General features: G+C 65.9%; 10 protein-coding genes. 6 read left to right on the top strand and 4 right to left on the bottom strand.

Annotation, left to right across the window (positions count from 1 at the left end; translation table 11 throughout):
- Positions 1-3 precede the first annotated feature (3 nt).
- On the bottom strand, positions 4-3,450 hold the full coding sequence (locus KEG38_RS17060; RefSeq protein WP_272420626.1) for a non-ribosomal peptide synthetase: 3,447 nt from the start codon (positions 3,448-3,450) through the stop codon (positions 4-6).
- A 6-nt stretch (positions 3,451-3,456) separates the two neighbouring features.
- Complete coding sequence (locus tag KEG38_RS17055; RefSeq protein ID WP_272420624.1) at positions 3,457-11,193, bottom strand: type I polyketide synthase; 7,737 nt, start codon at positions 11,191-11,193, stop codon at positions 3,457-3,459.
- A gap of 738 nt (positions 11,194-11,931) precedes the next feature.
- On the opposite strand from KEG38_RS17055, the gene KEG38_RS17050 reads away from it, so the two are divergent.
- The 6 genes from KEG38_RS17050 to KEG38_RS17025 all read left to right on the top strand — a co-directional run bounded on the left by KEG38_RS17050 (position 11,932) and on the right by KEG38_RS17025 (position 18,442).
- Complete coding sequence (locus KEG38_RS17050) at positions 11,932-12,252, top strand: DUF6312 domain-containing protein (RefSeq protein ID WP_272420622.1); 321 nt, start codon at positions 11,932-11,934, stop codon at positions 12,250-12,252.
- A gap of 31 nt (positions 12,253-12,283) precedes the next feature.
- Positions 12,284-12,559 carry a DUF6200 domain-containing protein gene (locus KEG38_RS17045; protein ID WP_272420621.1) on the top strand — a complete coding sequence of 92 codons (276 nt, stop codon included), beginning with the start codon at positions 12,284-12,286 and terminating at the stop codon, positions 12,557-12,559.
- A 139-nt stretch (positions 12,560-12,698) separates the two neighbouring features.
- Positions 12,699-14,525, top strand: coding sequence for an ABC1 kinase family protein (locus KEG38_RS17040; RefSeq protein ID WP_272420619.1), 1,827 nt, complete (start codon positions 12,699-12,701; stop codon positions 14,523-14,525).
- Between the two features lie 45 nt (positions 14,526-14,570).
- Positions 14,571-16,070, top strand: a complete 1,500-nt coding sequence (locus KEG38_RS17035; protein WP_272420618.1) for a flavin monoamine oxidase family protein — start codon at positions 14,571-14,573, stop codon at positions 16,068-16,070.
- Positions 16,071-16,080: 10 nt separating this feature from the next.
- Positions 16,081-16,938, top strand: coding sequence for a 50S ribosomal protein L11 methyltransferase (locus KEG38_RS17030; protein WP_272420617.1), 858 nt, complete (start codon positions 16,081-16,083; stop codon positions 16,936-16,938).
- Between the two features lie 10 nt (positions 16,939-16,948).
- A complete protein-coding gene (locus tag KEG38_RS17025) occupies positions 16,949-18,442 on the top strand; it encodes a substrate-binding domain-containing protein (protein ID WP_272420616.1) in 1,494 nt (497 codons plus the stop codon).
- Between the two features lie 344 nt (positions 18,443-18,786).
- On the opposite strand, the gene KEG38_RS17020 is transcribed toward KEG38_RS17025, so the two are convergent.
- A complete protein-coding gene (locus tag KEG38_RS17020) occupies positions 18,787-19,821 on the bottom strand; it encodes a prohibitin family protein (protein WP_272420615.1) in 1,035 nt (344 codons plus the stop codon).
- A complete protein-coding gene (locus KEG38_RS17015; RefSeq protein ID WP_272420613.1) occupies positions 19,818-20,006 on the bottom strand; it encodes a hypothetical protein in 189 nt (62 codons plus the stop codon). Before KEG38_RS17015 ends, KEG38_RS17020 begins: the two co-directional genes overlap by 4 nt.
- Positions 20,007-20,012: the final 6 nt, after the last annotated feature.

Raw genomic sequence — 20,012 nt, 5'->3', positions numbered from 1 at the left:
TGCTCAGCGGCGCGCGCGGGCCCTGCGGCGCGCCTCGGCGCGCTCGAGGGCCTTGTTCTGAGATACGGCCTGGGCCTCGGGCACGGCCAGGGTCGCGGCGAGCGCCCCGACGTTCGGCGATTGAAACAGAAGGGTGACCGGGATCTCGCGGCCAAGGACCTTCCGGACGCGTTTGGCCAGGATGATGATCTGAAGGGAGGTCGCCCCCGCCTCGAAAAAGTTCTGATCCACGCGGATCTCGGGAATGCCGAAGACCTCCTGCGCGATGCTCACGAGGCTCTCTTCGAGCGCGTTTTGCGGTGCCGCGCCTTCGCCGGTACGCGGCTTCGGCGCCTCCGGTTGCAGCGCGAGGAGCGCCTTGCGATCGACCTTCCCATTGGACGTCAACGGCATCGCGTCGAGCTCGACGAACGCGCCGGGGATCATGTACTCGGGCAACCGGTGCGAAAGGAAGGCTCGCATGACCTCGGAAAGCGCTCCTTCCGATCGCTCCCCTGCCCGCTGCACGACATACGCGCAGAGACGTTTGTCCACGGCCTTCTCTCCGAGCGCCAGCACGACCGCGTCCGCCACGTCCGGATGCGCTTCGATGGCGGCCTCGACCTCGCCGAGCTCGACGCGATAGCCGCGAATCTTGACCTGGAAGTCCGCACGCCCGAGGATCTCGATATTGCCATCGGGGAGCCAACGGCCGAGATCGCCCGACCTGTAGAGGCGCTCTCCCGTCACGGGGTGAACGATGAAGCGCTCGCGCGTCTTAGCCTCGTCTCGCCAGTAGCCGCGCGCGAGCCCCACGCCGCCGATGTACATTTCGCCCGGCACCCAGTCCGGACGCTCGCGGAGCCCCTCGTCCAGGATATGATACGTGGCGGCGCGCATGGGACGCCCGTATGGAATGCTCTTCCACGCCGGGTCGATATCGCCCATCGGGTAACAGATGTCCCAGACCGTGGTCTCCGTCGGACCGCCGGAGCCGATGATCGTGATGCCGGGGACCAGCGAGCGAAGCCGGTCGGGCAGATCGACGGGGATGAAATCGCCCGAGAAGATCACCCAGCGCAGCGAGGCGAGCATGGAGAGGGGCAAGCTCGTGTTCCCCTCGGCATACTCGACGAGCATTTGCATGAACGCGGGAACCGAGTTCCACAGCGTGACCCCGTGCTCCTGCACGAGATCGGCCCAATGCCCGGGGTCTCGCGTCTTGTCCGCGTCGGGCAGGACGATCGTCCCGCCCACCATGCCGAGCACACAGAAGATGTCGAACACCGAAAGGTCGTGATGCAGCGCCGTCAATGCGATCGCACGATCCTCCGGGACGAGGCCGAAGCGCTCCTTGACCTCGCTCATTCGGTTGGTCACGGAGCGGTGCTCGATCATGGCCCCCTTGGGCTGCCCCGTGGACCCCGACGTATAAAGGACATACGCCAGGCTGCGCGGGCTCTGCGCGGAGGGGAGCCGCCGCGCGTCCTCGTCTTCGAGCGCCCGATCGTCCACGACGAGCACTTCGAGCCCATTTCCCCACGTGCGGTTTGCGTACTTCGGCTGCGTCAGGACGATCCGCGCCTGACTATCCTCGATCATGCGCGCGAGACGCTCCTCCGAACCCGCCACGTCGAGGGGGACATACGCCCCCCCCGCCTTGAGCACGCCGAAGACCGCGACGACCTGCTCCCAACCTTTCTCCATGACGATCGGGACGAGCTGGTCGGGCGTGACGCCCCGAGCGCGCAGCTCCCGCGCGAGTCGATTGGCGCGGCGGTCGAGCTCCGCGTACGTCAGCACCCGGCTCGATGTCACGAGGGCGGGTTTGTCCGGCGCCTGATCCACCTGCCGCTCGAAAAGCTCGTGGAGCAGATCCTCCGGAGGCGGGCCGGCGCTCGTTGCATTCACCGCCTCGCGGCGCGCCTTCTGCGCTGCCGGCAAGAGATCGAAATCGTAGGCGTCCCAGGCCGCATCCTCATCGGCGAGGCGGCGCAGGAGGCCCGTGTATGCATCGAACATCTCCTGGACGAAGCCGTCCGGAAAAACGCCCGAGACGACGTCCCAGATGACCCTCGCATCCCCGTCGAGCTGCCATAGCTGCTGATCCAGGACGAGCTGCGGGGTCTGCGTGATCCCGTAGACCATCTTGCCAATCTTGTCGAGGGCGTGGAGTCCTTCGATTTTCTGGTTCTGCAGGCTCGTGAACACCACGGGGAAGAGAGCGCCTCGATGCTCGCCGCGGGCGCGCGCGACCTCCCGCTGCACGTCGATGCCGCTCACCTCGCGATGCTCCATGGCCTCCCAGAGGTTTTGCTGCACCGAGAGCGCGCGCTCCGCGAAGGTCTGTCGCGTCGACGTATCGACGGTGATGAGGAGCATCGACGTGAAATCACCGATGATGGTGTCGATCGCCGGGTGCACGGGCAAGCGATTGAAGAGCGTCACGTTGACCGTGAGCCGCCCGTTCGATCCGAAGCGGCCGAGCACCTCGGCGTATGCCGTCAAGCAGACCACGGAAACCGACACCTTCGCCGCGCTCGCGCGTCGCTGGAGCCGCGACCATGAATCGGTGTCGAAGTGCGCCGACATGTGCTCGAATCGGACCTTGTCGAGGGTCGACGGATCTCGGGCGACAGGCAATGCCGGCGCGGGCGCGATGTCCGCGGCGCGCTTCTGCCAGAACTCGAGAGATCGCTGGTACGCGGGGAGGAGCTTGCGCGACTCCAGCGCGAGCACGTAATCGCGATAGGTGAGCTCGATCGGGGGGAGCGACGCGTCGGGGTGCTCGTAGAAAAACACCATCTCCTTGAAGACGATGGCGAAGCTGCCACCATCGACGTTGATGGCGTCGATGCTGACGATGAGGCGCGTCACGCGCTCGTCGAGGCGCACGGCGACGAGGTGATGAAGGGGGGCGTGATCGGTATCGTAGATCCGGTGGGACATCGCCGCCCGTATCTCCGAGAGCCTCGCCTCGCGCTCGACAGGGCTGAACCTGCGCAGGTCTTCGACCTCGATATCACCATGGAGATCGGGCTCGACGATCTGGAGCATGTCGGGCAGGGTGTGAGCCCGCAGCATGTCATGCCGCTCGACGACCTTGCTGAACGCGTGACGAAGGCGCTCGACGTCGAGATCAGTGCAGTCGTACTCGCGGTACAGGTGAATGCCGGTGGGTACGGTGAAGGCGCCCGTTCGACCGAGCCAGTATGCCTTCTGGATGTCGGTGAGCGGAAACGGGAGGAAGCGGTCCTCCAGTGCGGGCTCGATGCCCGCCTGCTCCTCGCCTCGCGCCTCGAGGGGTCCCTCTCGAAGCAGCGCCAGGAGATCCGATTTGTTCTGAGCAATTCGCTCGCGCAGCGCGGGGGTCAAGGCCCCTTTCGGGGCCTGGACCTGCAGTTGTTCCCCGCTGACGGAGATCTTGATGCCAAGTTGCGCGAGCTCGTGGACGAGTTGATGGATGCTCATGTCGCCTCAGAACGTGATGGTCTCGAGCTCTTCTTCCGCGTCGGCATTCGAAGCCTTCGCCTGCGCGCCCTCGAGCAGGCGCGCGAGAGAGACCTGCTGGTGCAGGTATGTCGCGAGCGAGCCGATGTCGTCGTATCGGCTGAGCGCCACGATCGAGGGCTCGAAATCGAGGCCCGTTCGAATGCGATTCCGGAGCTCCAGCTTCATCAACGAGTCGAGCCCGAGGTGATGGAAGGACGCGTTCCGCTCGATTTTGGACGAATCGATGCGGAGCACGTGGCCCATCTCCCGCGCCAAGAACCCCTCGAGCAACGCGAGCCCCTCATCGTGGTTCGCTCCCGCGATCGCCGCGCGCAGATCCCGGGACCTGTCGGAGCTCGCCCTCTCGTCGCGAGACCCCGCCGCGAGCAACGCGCCGAGGTACGAGGATCGGGCTGCATCCGGGTAAAACTCGACCCATCGCTGCGCGTCGAATCGGACGACGCTCACGTTCGCGCGCGGGTGAGCGAGCAGGCGCTCGAGCGCGAGCAGCCCCTCCCGGGGCGTCAGGCTGGCCATGCCGCGAGATTCGAGCCGCTTGCCGCGGCTGTCATCCGCCGTCGCGAGGCCAACCTCGGAGAACGGGCCCCACTGAATGCTCATCCCACAGAGGCCCCGGCGCTGCCGCTCATGCGCGAGCGCATCGAGCATCGCATTGGACGCCGTATAGTTGGATTGTCCGGGCGAACCGAGGAGCGCCGCGATCGACGAGTACAGGATGAAGAAGTCGAGGTCCTGGCCCTCGGAGAGCGCGTGCAGATTCCAAGCCCCAAGCGCCTTCGGCGCGAAGACGCTCCGGAAGCTCTGCTCGGTTTGCTCGAGCAACGTGCGGTCGTCGAGAACCGCGGCGGCGTGGACGATCCCTGCGAGCTTCGGCATCTGCGCGTCCAGCAGGCCGAAGACCCGCTCCGCTTCCTCGCGGCGTGATACGTCCGCCGACACGACGAGGATCTTCGCGCCGCTCGTCTCCATAGCGGCGATCGCCTCCTGCGCCTCTCGACCTGGGTTTCTACGCCCGACCAGGGCAACGTGCCTTGCGCCTCGATCGACGAGCCCGCGCGCCAGAGAGAGCCCGAGCCCCCCGAGCCCACCGGTGATCAAGTACGTCCGGTCCCCGCGGATCGAAACGGGCTCCGCGGACGCCGGAACGATCCGGGCTTCCGGATCCTTCATCGCAATCGCGAGTTTGCCGATGTGCTTCGCTTGCGCCATGTACTGGAATGCCTCGGCGGCACGCGAGGCCGGGAACGTTCGCACGGGCAGCGGCGCGAGCGCGAGCGCCTCGAACATCTCCATGAGTTCTTGAAGGAGCGCGCCGATCTCCTCCGGCTGCTGCGCCAAGAGCGCGAGCAAGTCCACGAGGGAGAACGACAAACTCCGCAGGAACGGTCGGAGGCCGAGCGGTTTGTCTTCGTAATAGTCCCGCTTCCCGATCTCGACGAATCGCCCGTAATCACGGAGCAAGGACAGGCTCGCCGGGATGAACTCCCCCGAGAGGGAGTTCAGGACGACGTCCACACCCTCTCCGCGCGTGATCTGCTTGATCTCGTCGACGAAAGCGAGCGAGCGTGAATCGAACACGTGATCCACGCCGATCGAGCGAAGGTAAGCACGTTTCTCCTCGCTCCCCGCGGTCGCGAAGATCTCCGCGCCGACATGCTTCGCGAGCTGGATCGCCGCGAGCCCCACCCCGCCCGCGCCTGCGTGGATCAACACCCGCTCGCCTCGCCGCAGGCGGCCGATGCGAACGAGCGCATAATAGGCGGTCGCGAAGACAGCGGGCAGCGTCGCCGCCTCCGCCCACGAAAACCGCGTCGATTTCGCTACGATATGCTCGCTCCGCGCGAGCACGTGGGAGCTGAATGTACGCACGCCGAACCCGAGAACCTCCTGGCCGACGGACCACTGCGTGACGCCTTCGCCCACGGCGACCACCCGCCCCGCGCATTCGAGGCCGAGCCGCGGTCCCTGCCCATCGGCCCCCGCCGCATCGTCCGGCAGCACGCCCATGGCGAGCAGGACGTCCCGGAAATTCAGGCCGGCCGCCTCCACCTCGACGAGCACCTCCCCGGGACCAGGAACGAGCGCACGAGCCTCGTGCAGCGAGAGCCGCTCGAGCACACCTGGCGATTGAATTCGTAGCTGGAAAGGTTTGTCTTGCGCGGGAACCTTGCGTGCACCGAGAGAGGCGTGCTCGCCAGGCTCGAACGTTCCCCGAACGAGCTCCGCGACGTACCGCTCTTCGTCCCGCCACGCGACTTGATCCCCGCCGCCCTTGGCCAGGAGCTCACGCCGCAAGAGCTCGCCATCTCGTTCGCTCGCTGTCGCGGCGAGATCAATCGACGTGCAGGGCAGCTCGGGGTGCTCGAGGACGAGGGTCCTCGCGAGCCCGATGAGCGGCGCCTGCCCCACCGAGACCGGCTCGCCCGCGCGCACGGCCTGCGCCCCGCGCGTGACCAGGAAGAGCCGCGGCGGCGACCGAAAATCATTCCGGAGGAGCGCCTGCGCCAAATACAACGCGCTCACGCTCCCGCGCGCAAGGCCCGCCGAGAGCGTCTCCAGCGTTGTCGCGTCCGGCGACGCGGCGTCGAGGCTCGCGAGGTGAACGGCGCCGAGACAAACTCTTTCGGCGCCGAACGCATCTCGAAGCAATCTTCGGTAGTCGTCCGCGTTCGCCGGATCGATTGTGTAGAGATCCGGCTCGATGCGAGCATACGAAGAGCCCGGGAAGACACGCACGCAGGATCGTCCGGCAGCGCTGAGCTCCGTTTCGAGCGAGGCGCCCACGCCGCTTCGATCCATGAGCAGGAGCCACGCGCCCCCCTCCGGCAAACGCGCGGGAGGCTGAGGCTCGACGTGCCTCCAGGCGATCTCGTGTACGCATCCCTCGAGCGGATCCTTCGTCGACGACGAGGCCGCTTCGAGGGGTTGCGCTCGGAGCCCCTCGATCTCGACCAGGGCGCGGCCATTCTCGTCGACGATCCAAAGATCGCAATGCCCCGCGACCTTCGTCACCACGACCCATGCCTTTCGTGACGGCCGCGCGTGAACGGTGAGCCGCGCAATGCCCACGGGCACGTACGTCACGGCATCCGCGGTCGTCGCGAGGAAGCTCATCGCGCTCTGCAAGCAAGCATCGAGCAAGGACGGATGCAGAATGTACCCGTGATCATCCACGATGTCGGGCAGCTCGACACGACCGAGCGCCTGGTCCTCCGCCGTCCGCAGCTCGGCGAGCGCCTGGAAAGCCGGACCATAATCGAGCCGTCGCGCGGACATCTGCGCATAATGCTCGGCGGCAGAAAGACGGCTCGAGAACCGCTGCCCGAGGCTCTCCGGCTTCTCCACCTGTCGCGCGGAGTCCGGGCTCCCGCCGTCGATGCGCATCACGCCTCGCGCGTGGCGCGTGAAATGGGAATCCTCCGGCTCGCGGCTCGCGATCCGGAACGAGCATCGCCCCGCGCCCGTGTCGGTCAACACCACCTGCGCGATTCGTTCGCTGTCGTCGTCCCCGAGCACGAGCATCTGCTCGAACGTCACGTCTTCTAGAACCAGCTTGGCTGCGCCGAGTTTCTCTCGACCCGCGGCGAGCGCCATCTCCAGGTACCCTGCCCCGGGGAAAACGACGGACGCTTGCACCCGATGATCACGGAGATACGGCGTGACCCCCACGCCGAGAGTCTGTTCCCACCAATGCTCGTCGTTTTGCGCCGATGACACGAGAAGCCGCGACCCGAGGAGCGGGTGCTCGAAGCGTCCCTTCCCGCTCTCCGTGCGCCTCCGCGTGTGCGTGACGGGCGCCCGATTGGGCTCGATCCAGAATCGCTCGCGTTGCCACGGATAGGTCGGCAGCTCCACCACGCGCCCGCCCTCCGGATGGGTTCGCCTCCAATCGATGGCGCGGCCATGCACGAAGAGCCTCCCCAGGGATTGAAGCAGGCTCTGCCGCTCGTCGGCTTGCCGGTACAGCGAAGCCAGCGCCACACCTTTCGTTCCGCTCTCGCGGAGGTTCTCCTCCACCGAGGGAACCAGAATCGGGTGAGGGCTCATTTCCAGGAAGATCGTGTACCCCTCCCGAATGAGCTCTCGTGTGGCCTGGGAGAAGAGTACGGGCTTGCGCATGTTCTCGGCCCAGTAGTCGGCACCCAGCTCGTCGCCCGAAACCGGTGCACAGGTCACGGTCGAGCGCATCGGGATGCTCGCCTTTCTCGGAGAAAGGCCGGCGAGGGCCGCGACGAGCTCGCCTCGCAGCGGCTCCATCTGCGGGCTATGGGACGCGACGTCCATTTTCACGCGTCGGAAAAATACCTCTTTCTCCTCGAGCCTCGCGAGAACCTCCGCGAGCGCTTCGGTCTCACCGGCGATCACCGTCGAGCGCGGGCCATTGCTCCCGGCCACGCCGAGGCGCGTTTCGTATCCGACGAGCGCCCGCTCCGCGTCCGGCAACGCGAGCTCCACCAGCGCCACCGCGCCGTTCCCGCTCATGGTGCTCATCAGCCGACTTCGGCGACCGATGACCGCCGCAGCATCCTCGAGCGAGAGCGCGCCGGCCACGTAAGCGGCCGCGACTTCGCCCATGCTATGGCCCACCACGGCGTCCGGCACGACGCCCCAGGACCTCCAGAGCGCCGCGAGCGCCACTTCGACGGCGAACAGCACCGGTTGCACCACGCTGCCCTCGGCGAGCCGCGATCTCGCCTCTTCGGCGCGGAGCTCGTCCACGACCGAAAGGTCGCACTCGGGCCGGAGCGCGGCGTCACAGGCCTCGATCGTCTCGCGAAACACCGGCTCCTCCGCGAGGAGCTGCCTGCCCATGCCCACCCACTGCGAGCCTTGACCGGGGAACACGAAAGCCACCTTCGGCGCCGACAGCGGCGAGGTACCGTGCGCGATGGCCGTCGGTTCCTCCCCGCGCCCGAAGGCCTCGAGCGTCTCCGCGATCTCGTCCCTCGAATTGCCCACGATGGCGAGGCGATGTGCGAGGTGGCTCCGCCGGACGCTCGACGTGAATGCGATGTCCGAGAGCTCGACGTCCGGCGTCTTGCGGATATGCTCTCCCATCCTTCTCGCATGATCGCGGAGCGCCGACGCGGTGTGCGCCGACAGCGGCAAGACCTGGGACCTTCCGCGGTCACGCAGCTCCTCGGGCTCGCGCGGACCCAGCGCGGCAAGCGATTCGGAGAGCACGGCATGGCTCCGCTCGTCTCGACGCATGGTCGGCAGGGTAAGCCCGGACAGACCCAATTCCGCGGAACATTGCTCGATCGGACGCACGAGCAAGGGATGCGGGTCGAGGTCGAGGAAGGTCTCGTGTCCCTGCCGGAGGAGGAGCGACGTCGTCTCCGCGAAGAGCACGGGTTCGCGGAGGTTCCTGCACCAGTAAGCCGCGTCGAGCGCCGCGCCGTCGATGCGGTTCCCCGTCACCGTGGAGTAGAACGGAATCGCGCCGGAGCGCGGCGACAACCCCTCGAGCGCCTCGGCGAGAGAAGGCAGGAGCGAATCCATCTCGCGGCTGTGGGATGCGTAGTCGACCTTGATTCGCCGGCAAGTGACGCCGTCCCGCTCGAGCTCCGTGATCAATGCCTCGAGCGCCGCTTCGTCCCCCGAAAGCACGGTCGCGCTCGGGCTGCTGCTCACGGCAATGGACACGCTGTCGCCGCGGCCCTCGAGCGCCCGCTGCGCGGCAGCCATCGGGAGCTCGACGACGGCCATCGCCCCCTTGCCCGACGCCTGCGTGACGAGCTTGCTCCGTACACAGATGACGCGCGCGGCGTCGTCGAGGTCGAGGCAACCGGCCACGTGCGCGGCGGCGACCTCGCCCATGCTCTGTCCCACCACCGCGCAGGGCTCGACGCCGAGCGACCGCACGAGCGACGCAAGGGCGACCTGCACCGCGAAAATGGCCGGTTGCACCTTCGGGGTCTCCTCGAGCCACCCTGCGTCTTGCGAGAGTAGCACATCGAGGAGGGAGCCCTCCAGATGAGGACGCATCGCCACGTCGCAGCGCTCGATTGCGGCTCGAAACGCAGGCTCGACGAGGAGGTCCATCCCCATTCGCAGCCATTGTGAGCCCTGTCCGCCAAAGACGAACACCGGCGCGACCCTGGGACGAACGCGGCCGAGCCTCTGCGCAATCGTCATGCCGCCTTCGAGGACGACATGGCAATTCGTTCCGCCGAACCCGAAGCCACTCACGCCGGCCAGCCGGCGACCCCCGTGCTCGGGCCACGGCTCGACGGTGGTCGGCACCGCGAGGCGAAGAGATTCGAAATCGATGTGCGGGTTTGGCGATTGAAAATGGAGGTTCGGCGGGACCACGCCATTTCGCAACGAGAGCGCCGTCTTGACGAGCCCGGCGATTCCTGCGGCTGCCTCGAGGTGACCGATGTTCGTCTTCACCGCACCGAGCCGGAGCGGCCTGTCCGGGGAGCGCCCCGCCCCGAGCACGGCTCCGATCGCACCCGCCTCGATGGGATCGCCGAGCATGGTGCCCGTCCCGTGCGTCTCGACGAAGTGAACATCGCGCGCGTCGATCCCCGCGTCCGCATACGCGTCGTGGAGGACGAGCTCCTGCGCTTTCGGGCTCGGCGCCGTCAATCCATTGCTCGCGCCGTCATTGTTCATCGCGCTGCCGAGCAGGATGCAATGGATGGTGTCGCCATCGGCGAGGGCGCGTGAGAGGGGCTTCAGCACGACGACGCCGCCGCCTTCGCCCCGAACGTAACCGTTCGCCCGTGCGTCGAAGGCCTTCGATCGCCCGTCGGGCGCCATGGCGCCGAACTTCGACATCGCCACCGTGCTCTCCGGTGAGAGCAAGAGGTTCACGCCGCCCGCGAGCGCGAGATCGCATTCGCCGAGCTCCAGGCTGCGGCGTGCATGGTGAACGGCGACGAGCGACGAGGAGCAGGCTGTATTGAAGGCAATGCTGGGCCCACGGAGACCGAGCGTATACGACACGCGGGCCGGAATGATGCTGAGGTCCTGTCCCGTCGCCGAATGCTGGGTCATGGCGATGCGCCGGTCGTCCGGGATGTCGGCGTAGTCGTGCCACATCGCGCCCATGAAGACGCCCGTCCGGCTATCTTCGAGCGAGCGCGGTGGGATGCCGGCGCTCTCGAGCGCCTCCCACGCGAGCTCCAGCACGAGCCTCTGCTGCGGGTCCATCTCCATCGCTTCTCGCGGGGAGATACCGAAGAACTGGGGATCGAACTGGTCGACCTGGTCCAGAAATCCGGCCCATTTCGTCGACATTTTCCCGGGCGCGCTGACGTCTCTGTCGTACAGCGCGTCGATGTCCCATCGATCCCTGGGCACTTCGGAGATCGCGTCCACGCCCGAGCAAAGCATCCGGAAGAACGAGGCGGGATCCGAAGCTCGGGGGAACCGGCAGGCCATCCCGACGATCGCCATCGGCTCCTTCGCCGCCACCCCGCTACGCGCGGCGAGCCGCGGCGCGACGGGCTCTTTTCCCCGATCGCCGGCCAGGTAACCGAGAAGGGCCGCGAGCGTCGGATACTCCCAGGCGAGCGTTGGAGCGAGAGGACGCCCGAGCTTGCGCCCGAGGTCCGCCACGATCCGGGTCATATCCATCGAGTCCAGGCCATGGCGGCTGAACGGCTCGTGCACGTCGATCGAGTCGGGCGATGCCCCCCGTTTGGCAGCCACCCGTTGCATCAACCAGCTGCGGAGGTCCTCCATGTCCATCGTGTCTCCTTACCTATGTTTCCTGGAGCTCGAGCTCGCCCGCTGACGCCCATTGAGCACGTGGATGGAGCTTCGCCATACCGCGCAACCGCGGCGACGGGCGGCGAGAATCACTCCGCACGGATGAGACTGCTTCGCCGAAAGCGAAAGTATTTATGCTAACCCTGCCCCTCGGGGCTCCCGCCAAAACGCTGCTACCACGACCACCCTGACTCCGAATACAGGTTCGATGGTCAGCGGCACATTTAGAACAATGGCGCGCGAGTGGCAAGCAAAAATCTCGCCGGGACGGCGCGTGGTGCGCAACGAGCCAGAACCCGCGCAGGATCCATCGAATCTGCCATGGGGAGGGTGAGGACTGGATCCCGCAATCGACGTCGGGGGTGAGGTCTGGGCTCCGCAATCAACCCAGGCGCCATGGATCGTATGATCCAATGGGCTCAGGTGAGCCATGGACAGAAATCGGGCGAAGACCGGGACGAGGCAGGTGCCTTAAAGCCGAATTTTCGCTTAAAATTCAACATGTTGGTACACATCGGACGCACGCACATCGGGGTGGTTCGATCGATCCACTCGTCTGGACGACCCTGCATGTTGAGGGACCTCGGGAGAGCCAGGTCCCGGGCTCGTGTGTGATACCGCTTTTCCTGTGGACATTTCTAGATGCGCTTCACTACGATGCGCGCTCGCGAGGGGGCTTCGACCTGAGCCGTCCCTCGTCACTGTCGGAGGTAAATCATGGAAATCAGGCGAATCAAAGGCATCAAGCGGATCGTCATCCCGCAACAGGCCGGCACCCCCGGCGCCGCCTCGAATTCCCTGCAGCTCGTGGCGGGCCGCAGGCGGAAGCGGAAGAAGCTCTCGAAGAGCTCCAAGTTCCTCGAGAAGGTGACGCGACGGGCCGCGAAAGCGAATCGGTCCGGTCTCGACGACTACTTGGCCCGCCACGATCGCTCGAACCGCAAGAAGAAGAACGGCTGGCTGAAGGACCTTTCGAAGAACGTCTTCCGGTCAAGCAAAAAGGGCCGCAAGAGCTTCAAGCTGAGCTCGCTCTTCTGACCAACGCATCGACCGGATAACGGAGAACATCATGGCAACCGAAACCGTGACGAATACGAAGCCGGCCGCATCGGCCGGATCCACCGCATCGGCCGCAGAGCCGATCGTCATCGACATGGGCAAGAAGAAGCGCAAGCTCGTCAAGAAGCTGCGCCGCGGCAAGCCGAACCGGCTGATGGACCGCATCCAGGAGGTCCTGCAGGAGGCGAGGGACGCCAAGGCGATCCCGGCCGGCGCGCAGCCGGTCGTCATCGTCATCCGTGAGAAGAAGAATACGAAGTACGGCAAGATGTGGGGCCTTGGCTGATAGCTGAGGGCTCATTGCCCGGGAGCCGATCGAAGCGTTGATCGGCTCCCTCTTGTTTCCGTCGCCCCATAACGTGGCTCTATTTGCGGGCGGGCGGTCTCTACAGAGTCTCTTGCGTCGCGCGATATCACGAAGGCCCATGCTGAAAAAGAAGCTCATTCCGACACCACTCGAGCTGGGCAACGTCCACCGCAGCCGCGTGGGGGCCCGAAAGGCCACCAGCCCGGTGCGCTACCGGCTCCTCTTCATCTTCTGGCTGTGCCTCCGTGTCGTATGGCACCTCGTGATGGCGCGCATCCGGAAGCCCGCGGGTCCGGGCGGCAAGTACACGCCCCTGCGACTCGCGCAGCTCGTCCGGGAATCGGCGGAGCGGCTTGGCGGCTTGTGGATCAAGGCCGCGCAGATCATGGCCATGCGCCGTGATATCTTCCCCAAGATATTCTGTGACGAACTCGCCGCGCTTCACGATCGAGCGGTCGGGTTCCCTGGGGACGTCGCCGTTCAGATCATCGAACAGGAGCTCAACTGCTCGATCAAGGACGTCTTCCGCGAGTTCGACGTCGTCCCGCTCGCCGCGGCATCGATCGGCCAGGTCCACGTGGCGCGCCTCCGGGAGACCGGAAAGAAGGTGGCCATCAAGGTCCAGCGCCCCGGCATCATCGACTCTTTCCGCAACGACCTCGACATCTTCGCCGGGTATCTAAACTTCCTCAAGCTTATCCGCTTTATGCCCTGGGGGAGATGGGACGAGATGTTCCAGAAGCTCCAGGGGACCCTCGCCGACGAGGTCGACTATCGCATCGAGGCCGCCGCGATGCGCCGCATGCGACGCACCTTGAAGCAGGACAAGATCTATGTTCCCCGGGTCTACTCGCGTTATTGCTCCAAGCGAGTGCTCGTCATGGAGTTCATCGATGGCGTGCTCATGTCGGATTACATCCACTCGCTCATCGACGAACCCAAGAGGGCCAAGCAATGGCGCAAGGAGAACAACGTCAGGACCAAGAAGCTCGGCGAGCGCCTGTTCCTCAGCTTCCTGATGCAGGCCCTCGAGGACAACCTGGCCCACGGCGATCTTCATCCCGGCAACATCATGTTGCTCAAGAACAGCCGGATCGCGTTCATCGACTTCGGCTCGGTCAGCGTCCTCGACAAGGGGTTTCTCGAGAAATACAGGATCGCGATCCGGTACGTGGCCCTGCGTGACTTCTCGAAGTTCTTCGACGTGAACCTGACCATGGTCCCAGGAGTGCCCAACGTCGATATCGAGAAGATGCGCTCGGAGGTCGTGCGCGAGCTCGAGGGCTGGGAGGCGCTCACCGACGTCAAAGGCATTCCCTACGAGCAGCGGGCGCTGACGGGCGCGAACGTTCGGCTCGCCGCGATATTCGGCACGTACAAGGTCCCGCCGAACTGGGGGCTCCTGCGATTGATGCGGAGCAGCGCGGCGCTCGACGCGTCGCTCAAGTTCTTGATCCCCGAGGTCAACTTCTTCAAGCTGACGCGCCGCCATTTCCAGCGGCTCAACCAGCGAAGGGCGAAGTTCGTCCGGTCGAAGCACAGCCGCGAGGCCCTCGCCAACACCATCGGCGACTTGATGCGATTGCCCGCCGGCGTCGGCGAAAACCTCATCTTCCAGGGCGAGCTCATTCGCAAGCGCGCCATGAACTTCCAGGCGCAGATCTCGAAGGCCGCCGAGGTGGGAAAGGCCCTGCTCACCACCGCCCTGAACATCGGCCTCATCGCGACGGTGCTCGTCGTCGCGCGTTACCTGTCGAAGCAGCACGATGTGGGAACGAAGGCGCTCGCGCAGCTCCCGGTGCGGGACGTCTTCAGCTCGATGCCACACCTCTCCCCCGGCATGTGGCTCGTCGTCATCGTGCTCTCGTTCTACCTGCTCCAGAACTTGCGAAAGCTCGTGAAGGTCCTCGGTGTCACCGGCGTGGGCACGAACCCGTTCGTGTGACACGCGTCGCCGATCCGTGGCATGGGTGAGGAGATGAGGCATACCGTGCGTAATTTTTCGAAGCCTCTGCCGTTGACGCGAAGGGAGCTCCTTCGTGGCACGGCTCTCGCCGCGGGCAGCATGCTCGTGGGTTGCGGACAACGCGGGTGCTCCCGATCCGCACCCCTCGAGAAGCGGACCGCGGACGTCGTGGTCATCGGCGCTGGTTTGTCCGGGCTCGTCACGGCGCGAGAGCTCCTCAAGGCGGGCGCCGGCTCGGTCGTGGTGCTCGAGGCACGCAACCGGGTCGGAGGCTTGACCATCAGCCAGGAAGCTGCGCCGGGCGTCTTCGTCGACGGGGGCGGGAGCTGGGTCAGACCCAATCACACACGAATCCTCGCGCTCGCAGAGGAGCTCGGCGTGAGCGCGGTGGACGTGTCCGAGGGCAGAGGAAGCCCCATTTTCCTCTTCGACGGGGTCCGCATTGCAGGCGCTGGGCGGCTCTTCTCGCGCGCCGAGATGCGAGAATTGAGAGGCCTACGGGACAAGCTCGAAGCAATGGGGGCCGAGCTGCCGGACGGGGCTCCGTGGAATGCGCCACGCGCGGCGGAGTACGATTCCATCTCGATGTTCAACTGGCTCTCGGAAAATTCGACGACCGTGTGGGGAAGACGCGACGTCGAGATGGCCATCGACTGGACGTTCGGATGCGGCCCCGAGGAGATCTCGCTCCTGCGGTTCGTCGCGGCGGTCAAGGCCCAGGGCGGACTCGAAAACCTGATGGCCATTTCTCGCGAGATTCCCAAGGTGTTCGTCGGAGGATCGCAGCAGCTCTCCCTGAAGATGGCCGAGCTCCTCGGGGATCGTGTGCTCCTCGGTTCGCCGGTGACCCGAATCGTCGACGAGCCCTCGGGGCCGCTGCGCGTCGAGACGGAGCGCCTCTCCATCGAGTGCCATCGTGTCGTGGTCGCGATGATGCCCGCGGATGCTCGTCGAATCGACTTCGAGCCGTCCTTGCCCAAGCCGAAGAAGGAGCTCATTCGCCAATGGAGCGGCTCCCCGGACTACAAGGTGCATATCGTGTACGAGAAGCCTTTCTGGCGCGCGAACGGGCTCAACGGGATCGGGGTCGGGGATGGCAGCGTCGTCGATTTCATCTTCGACAACACGCCCTCGTCGGGCGCGCCGGGCATTCTCGTGGCGTTCGGCGCAGGGGAAGAGCTGCCGGCGAGCCTGCGAGCGCGAAGAGAAGCGGTCGTCGAGGCGCTGCTCGACTTCTTCGGCGACGAGGCACGAGAGGCGATCAATGTCGTCGACATGGACTGGTTGAGCGAACCGTGGTCGAGCGGATGTGCTTCGCCGCTCAGGCCGGGCGTGCTCAGCAAATACGGCGCGGCGTTGCGTGACCCCGTGGGCCGGATTCACTGGGCCGGCTCGGATACGTCGCTCGAACACGATGGGAGCATGGAAGGCGCGGTTCGCTCCGGAGAGCGGGCCGCCGCCGAGGTGGCGACGGCCTTGCGCGAACGCGGGGTCATCCCCGCGCCGGCGACGTCGAGCGGATGAAGCATCGAGCATGCACGCGATCGATCTCCTTGTCCGAAGCGCGCTCGCCGACAAGCGGCTGAACGTCATCGACGGTCTTCACGTCGTCACGGATCGGCTCGATTACCGCGCCATCGATCAGGTCTTCCCGCTCTTCGCCGAGCAGCAGTTCTTCCTGGACGAGCTCTTGCGCGACAAGATCCAGGGCGCCGAGGTGCTCGAGATCGGCCTCGGCTCGGGCGTCCTCTCGATCGGGGCCCTGCGCGCAGGGGCGAAGCGGGTGACCGGTCTCGAGATCAATCCACGCGCCAAGATCTTCGCCGGCTTCAATGCCATGATGAACGGCGTCGCGGACAACCTCGTGATCCTCGACGGAAATGAGCAGATCTTCCGCCCCGTGGAGGGGCGGACGTTCGATTACATCCTGTCGAACCCCCCGTTCGAGCCTACGCCGCCGGGCATGGCGTATTTCTATCACTCCGCCGCCGGGCCTTACGGGCTCGATTTCCTCGCCAAGCTCTTCCGCGGCCTCGACGCGCACCTCGCCGACGGCGGGCACGCGCAGATCGTGACCGCGGCGCCGGGAGACGCCGAGGAGCCGACGTTGCTCGTCGAGCTCGCGCGGACGCACCTCGCGGGGCAGACGCGGATCGTGCGAAATGCCGTCACGATGACGTTCGACGCGATCATGGATCGGCTCGCCGCGAAGGACATGGGCCCGGTCGCCGCGGTCGACACGCTGCGAGAGATGGCGCGACGAGATGGAGTGACCCACCTCCACCTCTGCGTCATCCATTACGAAAAGGGGCCTCGCGATCTCCGCGTCGAGACCGCGAAGAAGATCTACGACGACATCTGGGATCTTCCCGCCACGGAGATCGTGCTGTAGACTTTCCGAAGTGGCAAGTCGAAGCGACAAACCCAGCCTCGCGCCGAGCGCGATGGGGCCCTTTGGGTGGCGCGACACGCTCGGGCTCCTCGTGGTCGTTGGGATCCTCGGGGCGCTCGGATCCGGGTTCGTCCGTGATCAGCTCCGCATGCAGCACGTCGAGACGCCTCTCATCGTCGACGTGAAGACCACCACCGGCACGCAGACCGACCTCTGTGGTCCCGTGACGCGGGACGGGCGCCCGGAGGTGATCAGCATGCTCTACAGCAACGACAAGACGGCGTGGATCGAGGAGGCCGCCAATCGCTTCGCGAAGCTCTGCCCGAACATCCAGGTGAAGATCACGGCCATGGGCGACATCGATTCGGCCAACGCGATCCTCGCCGGAGAGCAGGCGCCCACGTTATGGGCGCCCGCCGACGAGCTCATCCTGCGATACCTCGACGTGCGCTGGAGAAAGGAGAAGGGTCAGGGCAAACCGCTCTTTCAGACCTCCGAGCAAACGTCCATCGCTCGCTCCCCCCTCGTCGTGCTGATCTGGGACGACCGGCGGCAAGTCGTCGAGGCCGTCTCGAAGGCCCGGCCCCCGAAGACCGGACCCTGGGTCGAGCTCCTGTGCCCCGTCGTCCCGACAAACCCTACCCTCGCTGGAATGGCCATCGAGGACATGGTGCCGGGGAAATGGATCGACTGGTACAACCCGCTCGTCCCCCTCCCCACGAAGGCCCCCGCGCGAAAGAAGGACGCCGAGCCGAAGCCCGAGGAAGAGGCGCTCGTGTATCGCGCTCCCTTTCCCACGATCGCGCAAATGCGATCCTGGGGCCGCATGAAGTTCGGGCATACCTCTCCGACGCGATCGGCGTCGGGACTCGAGGCGCTCTACCTCATGGCATTCGATTACGTGCTGCCCCCGGGCGAGCGACAGCGCTCCACGGAGCAGGGCGCTCTCGATTTCGAGCGCGCATTCACCGAGCAAAAGCAGGCGCTCGGCGCGTGGCTGCGCCGATGCGAGGCGGGCCTGGATCCGGCGCCGGACTCGGCGCATCTGCTCACCGATACGATCTTCAACGTGGGCACGTCCCGGTATGACGCCGTCGTGACCTACGAGCACCTCACGTTTGATGTCTTCGACCGGTTCGACCGGTTCGCCAGCGCCATGCCGGGCCTGCGCGTCCTCTACCCGGAGCCGACGATCATGAACCAGCACCCGGTCGTGTTCCTCGACCTCGAGCGAAACCTGACCGACGCGCGGAAGGTCGCCGCGAGGAAGTGGATCGATTACCTCCTCAGCACGGAGACGCAGAAGGCGGCGATCGAACACGGGTTTCGCCCGGCGAGCCCCTCGGTATCCATTCGTGATCACGACTCGGAGAAGAACGCCTTCCTGCGCTTCCGGCGGTATGGCGTGACGTTCGACACCGTCGTGAACGAGCCGCCGCGCGCGGACGGCGAGGTCGTGCACGAGCTCGTGCGGCTCTGGCAGGACGCGACGGGCCGGAACTGAGGGTGTTCCGAGGGCGTATCGCCGGGGTTTCACCCCGGACCCGACCAGGGGCTCTTCGCCCCTGGACCCGAACCAGGGCAAGCCCTGGACTCGGGTTGGAAGAACCGCGCGATGCGCGGTTCTTCCACAGGCCGGTGGCAAGACCAGGGACGGCGTTGCCAGCGCGGCTGTCTTGCTTGGCAGGGTCGTAGCTGGTCTTGACGTGGCCTGCTCGATGAACTGCGCATCGCGCAGTTCATCGACAAAAGGTCCAGCGCTTGCGCAGGCCCCGGGTCCCGGGGCGGATAGCCCCGGGTGGGGCCTGGGGCAACGCCCCAGCGAAGCGCCTCCCACCCGCGAAGCCGTCAAGGTTTGACGGGCTCGGGCGGCGGCGCCGGCGCCGCCGCGGGAGGCGGGGCGGGCGCGGGCGGCTCGGCTTTGGGCTTCTCGTCATGCGCGGCCGCGGCAGCGCCCGCGTGGGCTCCGCCCATCGCCGCGTCGACGTTGAGAAGCATCTGCGCGCCCTGGCCTCCGCCGAGGACGACGACCTTGCTGTTCTCCGATTTCGCGAGCTCGAGCGTGGCGTCGATGCTCCGCCAGCGCAAGAGATCGGGGTTCACCTTGGCGACGATGAGGTTGTAATCGCGAATGCCCGCCGCCTCCGTGCGCTTTCGTTCCGCCTCGTTCTCCTCGCGCTCGAGCTTGTAGCGGTACTCGAGCATGAGCTGCTCCTGCTTGTACTTGTCTGCGATCGCCTGCTCGACGATGACCGGCAGATCGATATCGACGAGCTTGAGCTCCTGGATGACCACGTAAGGGCGGGAGCTCAAGGCCGCGCCGTCCTCCTCGAGCCTGCCGAGGACCGGGATCTGCCCGAGCTCCTGGAGCACGTCGCGCTTACTCGAGTAGATCTCGTGCGCGGGCCTCGAGCCAAAGGTGCGTCGCACGTGCGACTCGACCTCGGGCTTGATGAGCCGGTTGAAGTACTCCGTCCCGATGTCCTGGTGCAAAAACCCGAGCATCTCCTTGTTGGGGCGATACCGGATCGACACCTTGACGCCGAGGTCGAGCCCCTCCTCGCTGAGGACGTCGAACTCGAGCGTCTTTTCCTGGAGGCGCGTCTCGTAAATGGTCAGGGTGTCCCAGGGCGGGATGACGTTGAGCCCCTCGGGCCATACGCGGTTCGTCACCGTGCCGCCCTTGAAGAAGCGGTACATGACGGCGTGGCTGCCGGCCGGGACGCTGATGAAGATGCGCGGCCACAAGAAGCCGAGCGCGAGCAGCACGAGGACGAGCGTCGTGTAGGCGTAGAACTGGACCTTCTGCAGCCATGTCAGGAAGCGGATTCGCAGGCCGCGTTCACGCTGCTCGTCGCTCTCGGGGCGCGCTTCCTGGATCATGTATTCTTCACCTTGATGCGCCTCGGGCCGGATATCAGCGTCACGAGAAAACCTCCGAGCGGTGTTAGCAGGATCGAGGCGATGACGCCGCCCCAGAACCCGATACGCCGCGTCCTCCCGAGCAGCCCTACGGCAAACGCCGTGAGGAAGGGCAAACCATACTTGAAGAGCGGCTCGAGCTCCATGCTTCG

The sequence above is a fragment of the Polyangium jinanense genome (genome assembly GCF_028435265.1).
Lineage (GTDB): Bacteria > Myxococcota_A > Polyangia > Polyangiales > Polyangiaceae > Polyangium > Polyangium jinanense.
Note: the sequence above shows the minus strand (reverse complement) of the source record. Positions and strands in the feature narration are given on the sequence as shown.

Bases quoted from the DNA above. Each gene is read 5' to 3' on its own strand.
- KEG38_RS17045 (WP_272420621.1), top strand. From the start codon at position 12,284: ATGGCAACCGAAACCGTGACGAATACGAAGCCGGCCGCATCGGCCGGA.
- KEG38_RS17040 (WP_272420619.1), top strand. From the start codon at position 12,699: ATGCTGAAAAAGAAGCTCATTCCGACACCACTCGAGCTGGGCAACGTC.
- KEG38_RS17020 (WP_272420615.1), bottom strand. From the start codon at position 19,821: ATGATCCAGGAAGCGCGCCCCGAGAGCGACGAGCAGCGTGAACGCGGC.
- KEG38_RS17050 (WP_272420622.1), top strand. From the start codon at position 11,932: ATGGAAATCAGGCGAATCAAAGGCATCAAGCGGATCGTCATCCCGCAA.
- KEG38_RS17030 (WP_272420617.1), top strand. From the start codon at position 16,081: ATGCACGCGATCGATCTCCTTGTCCGAAGCGCGCTCGCCGACAAGCGG.
- KEG38_RS17060 (WP_272420626.1), bottom strand. From the start codon at position 3,450: ATGAGCATCCATCAACTCGTCCACGAGCTCGCGCAACTTGGCATCAAG.
- KEG38_RS17055 (WP_272420624.1), bottom strand. From the start codon at position 11,193: ATGGACATGGAGGACCTCCGCAGCTGGTTGATGCAACGGGTGGCTGCC.
- KEG38_RS17015 (WP_272420613.1), bottom strand. From the start codon at position 20,006: ATGGAGCTCGAGCCGCTCTTCAAGTATGGTTTGCCCTTCCTCACGGCG.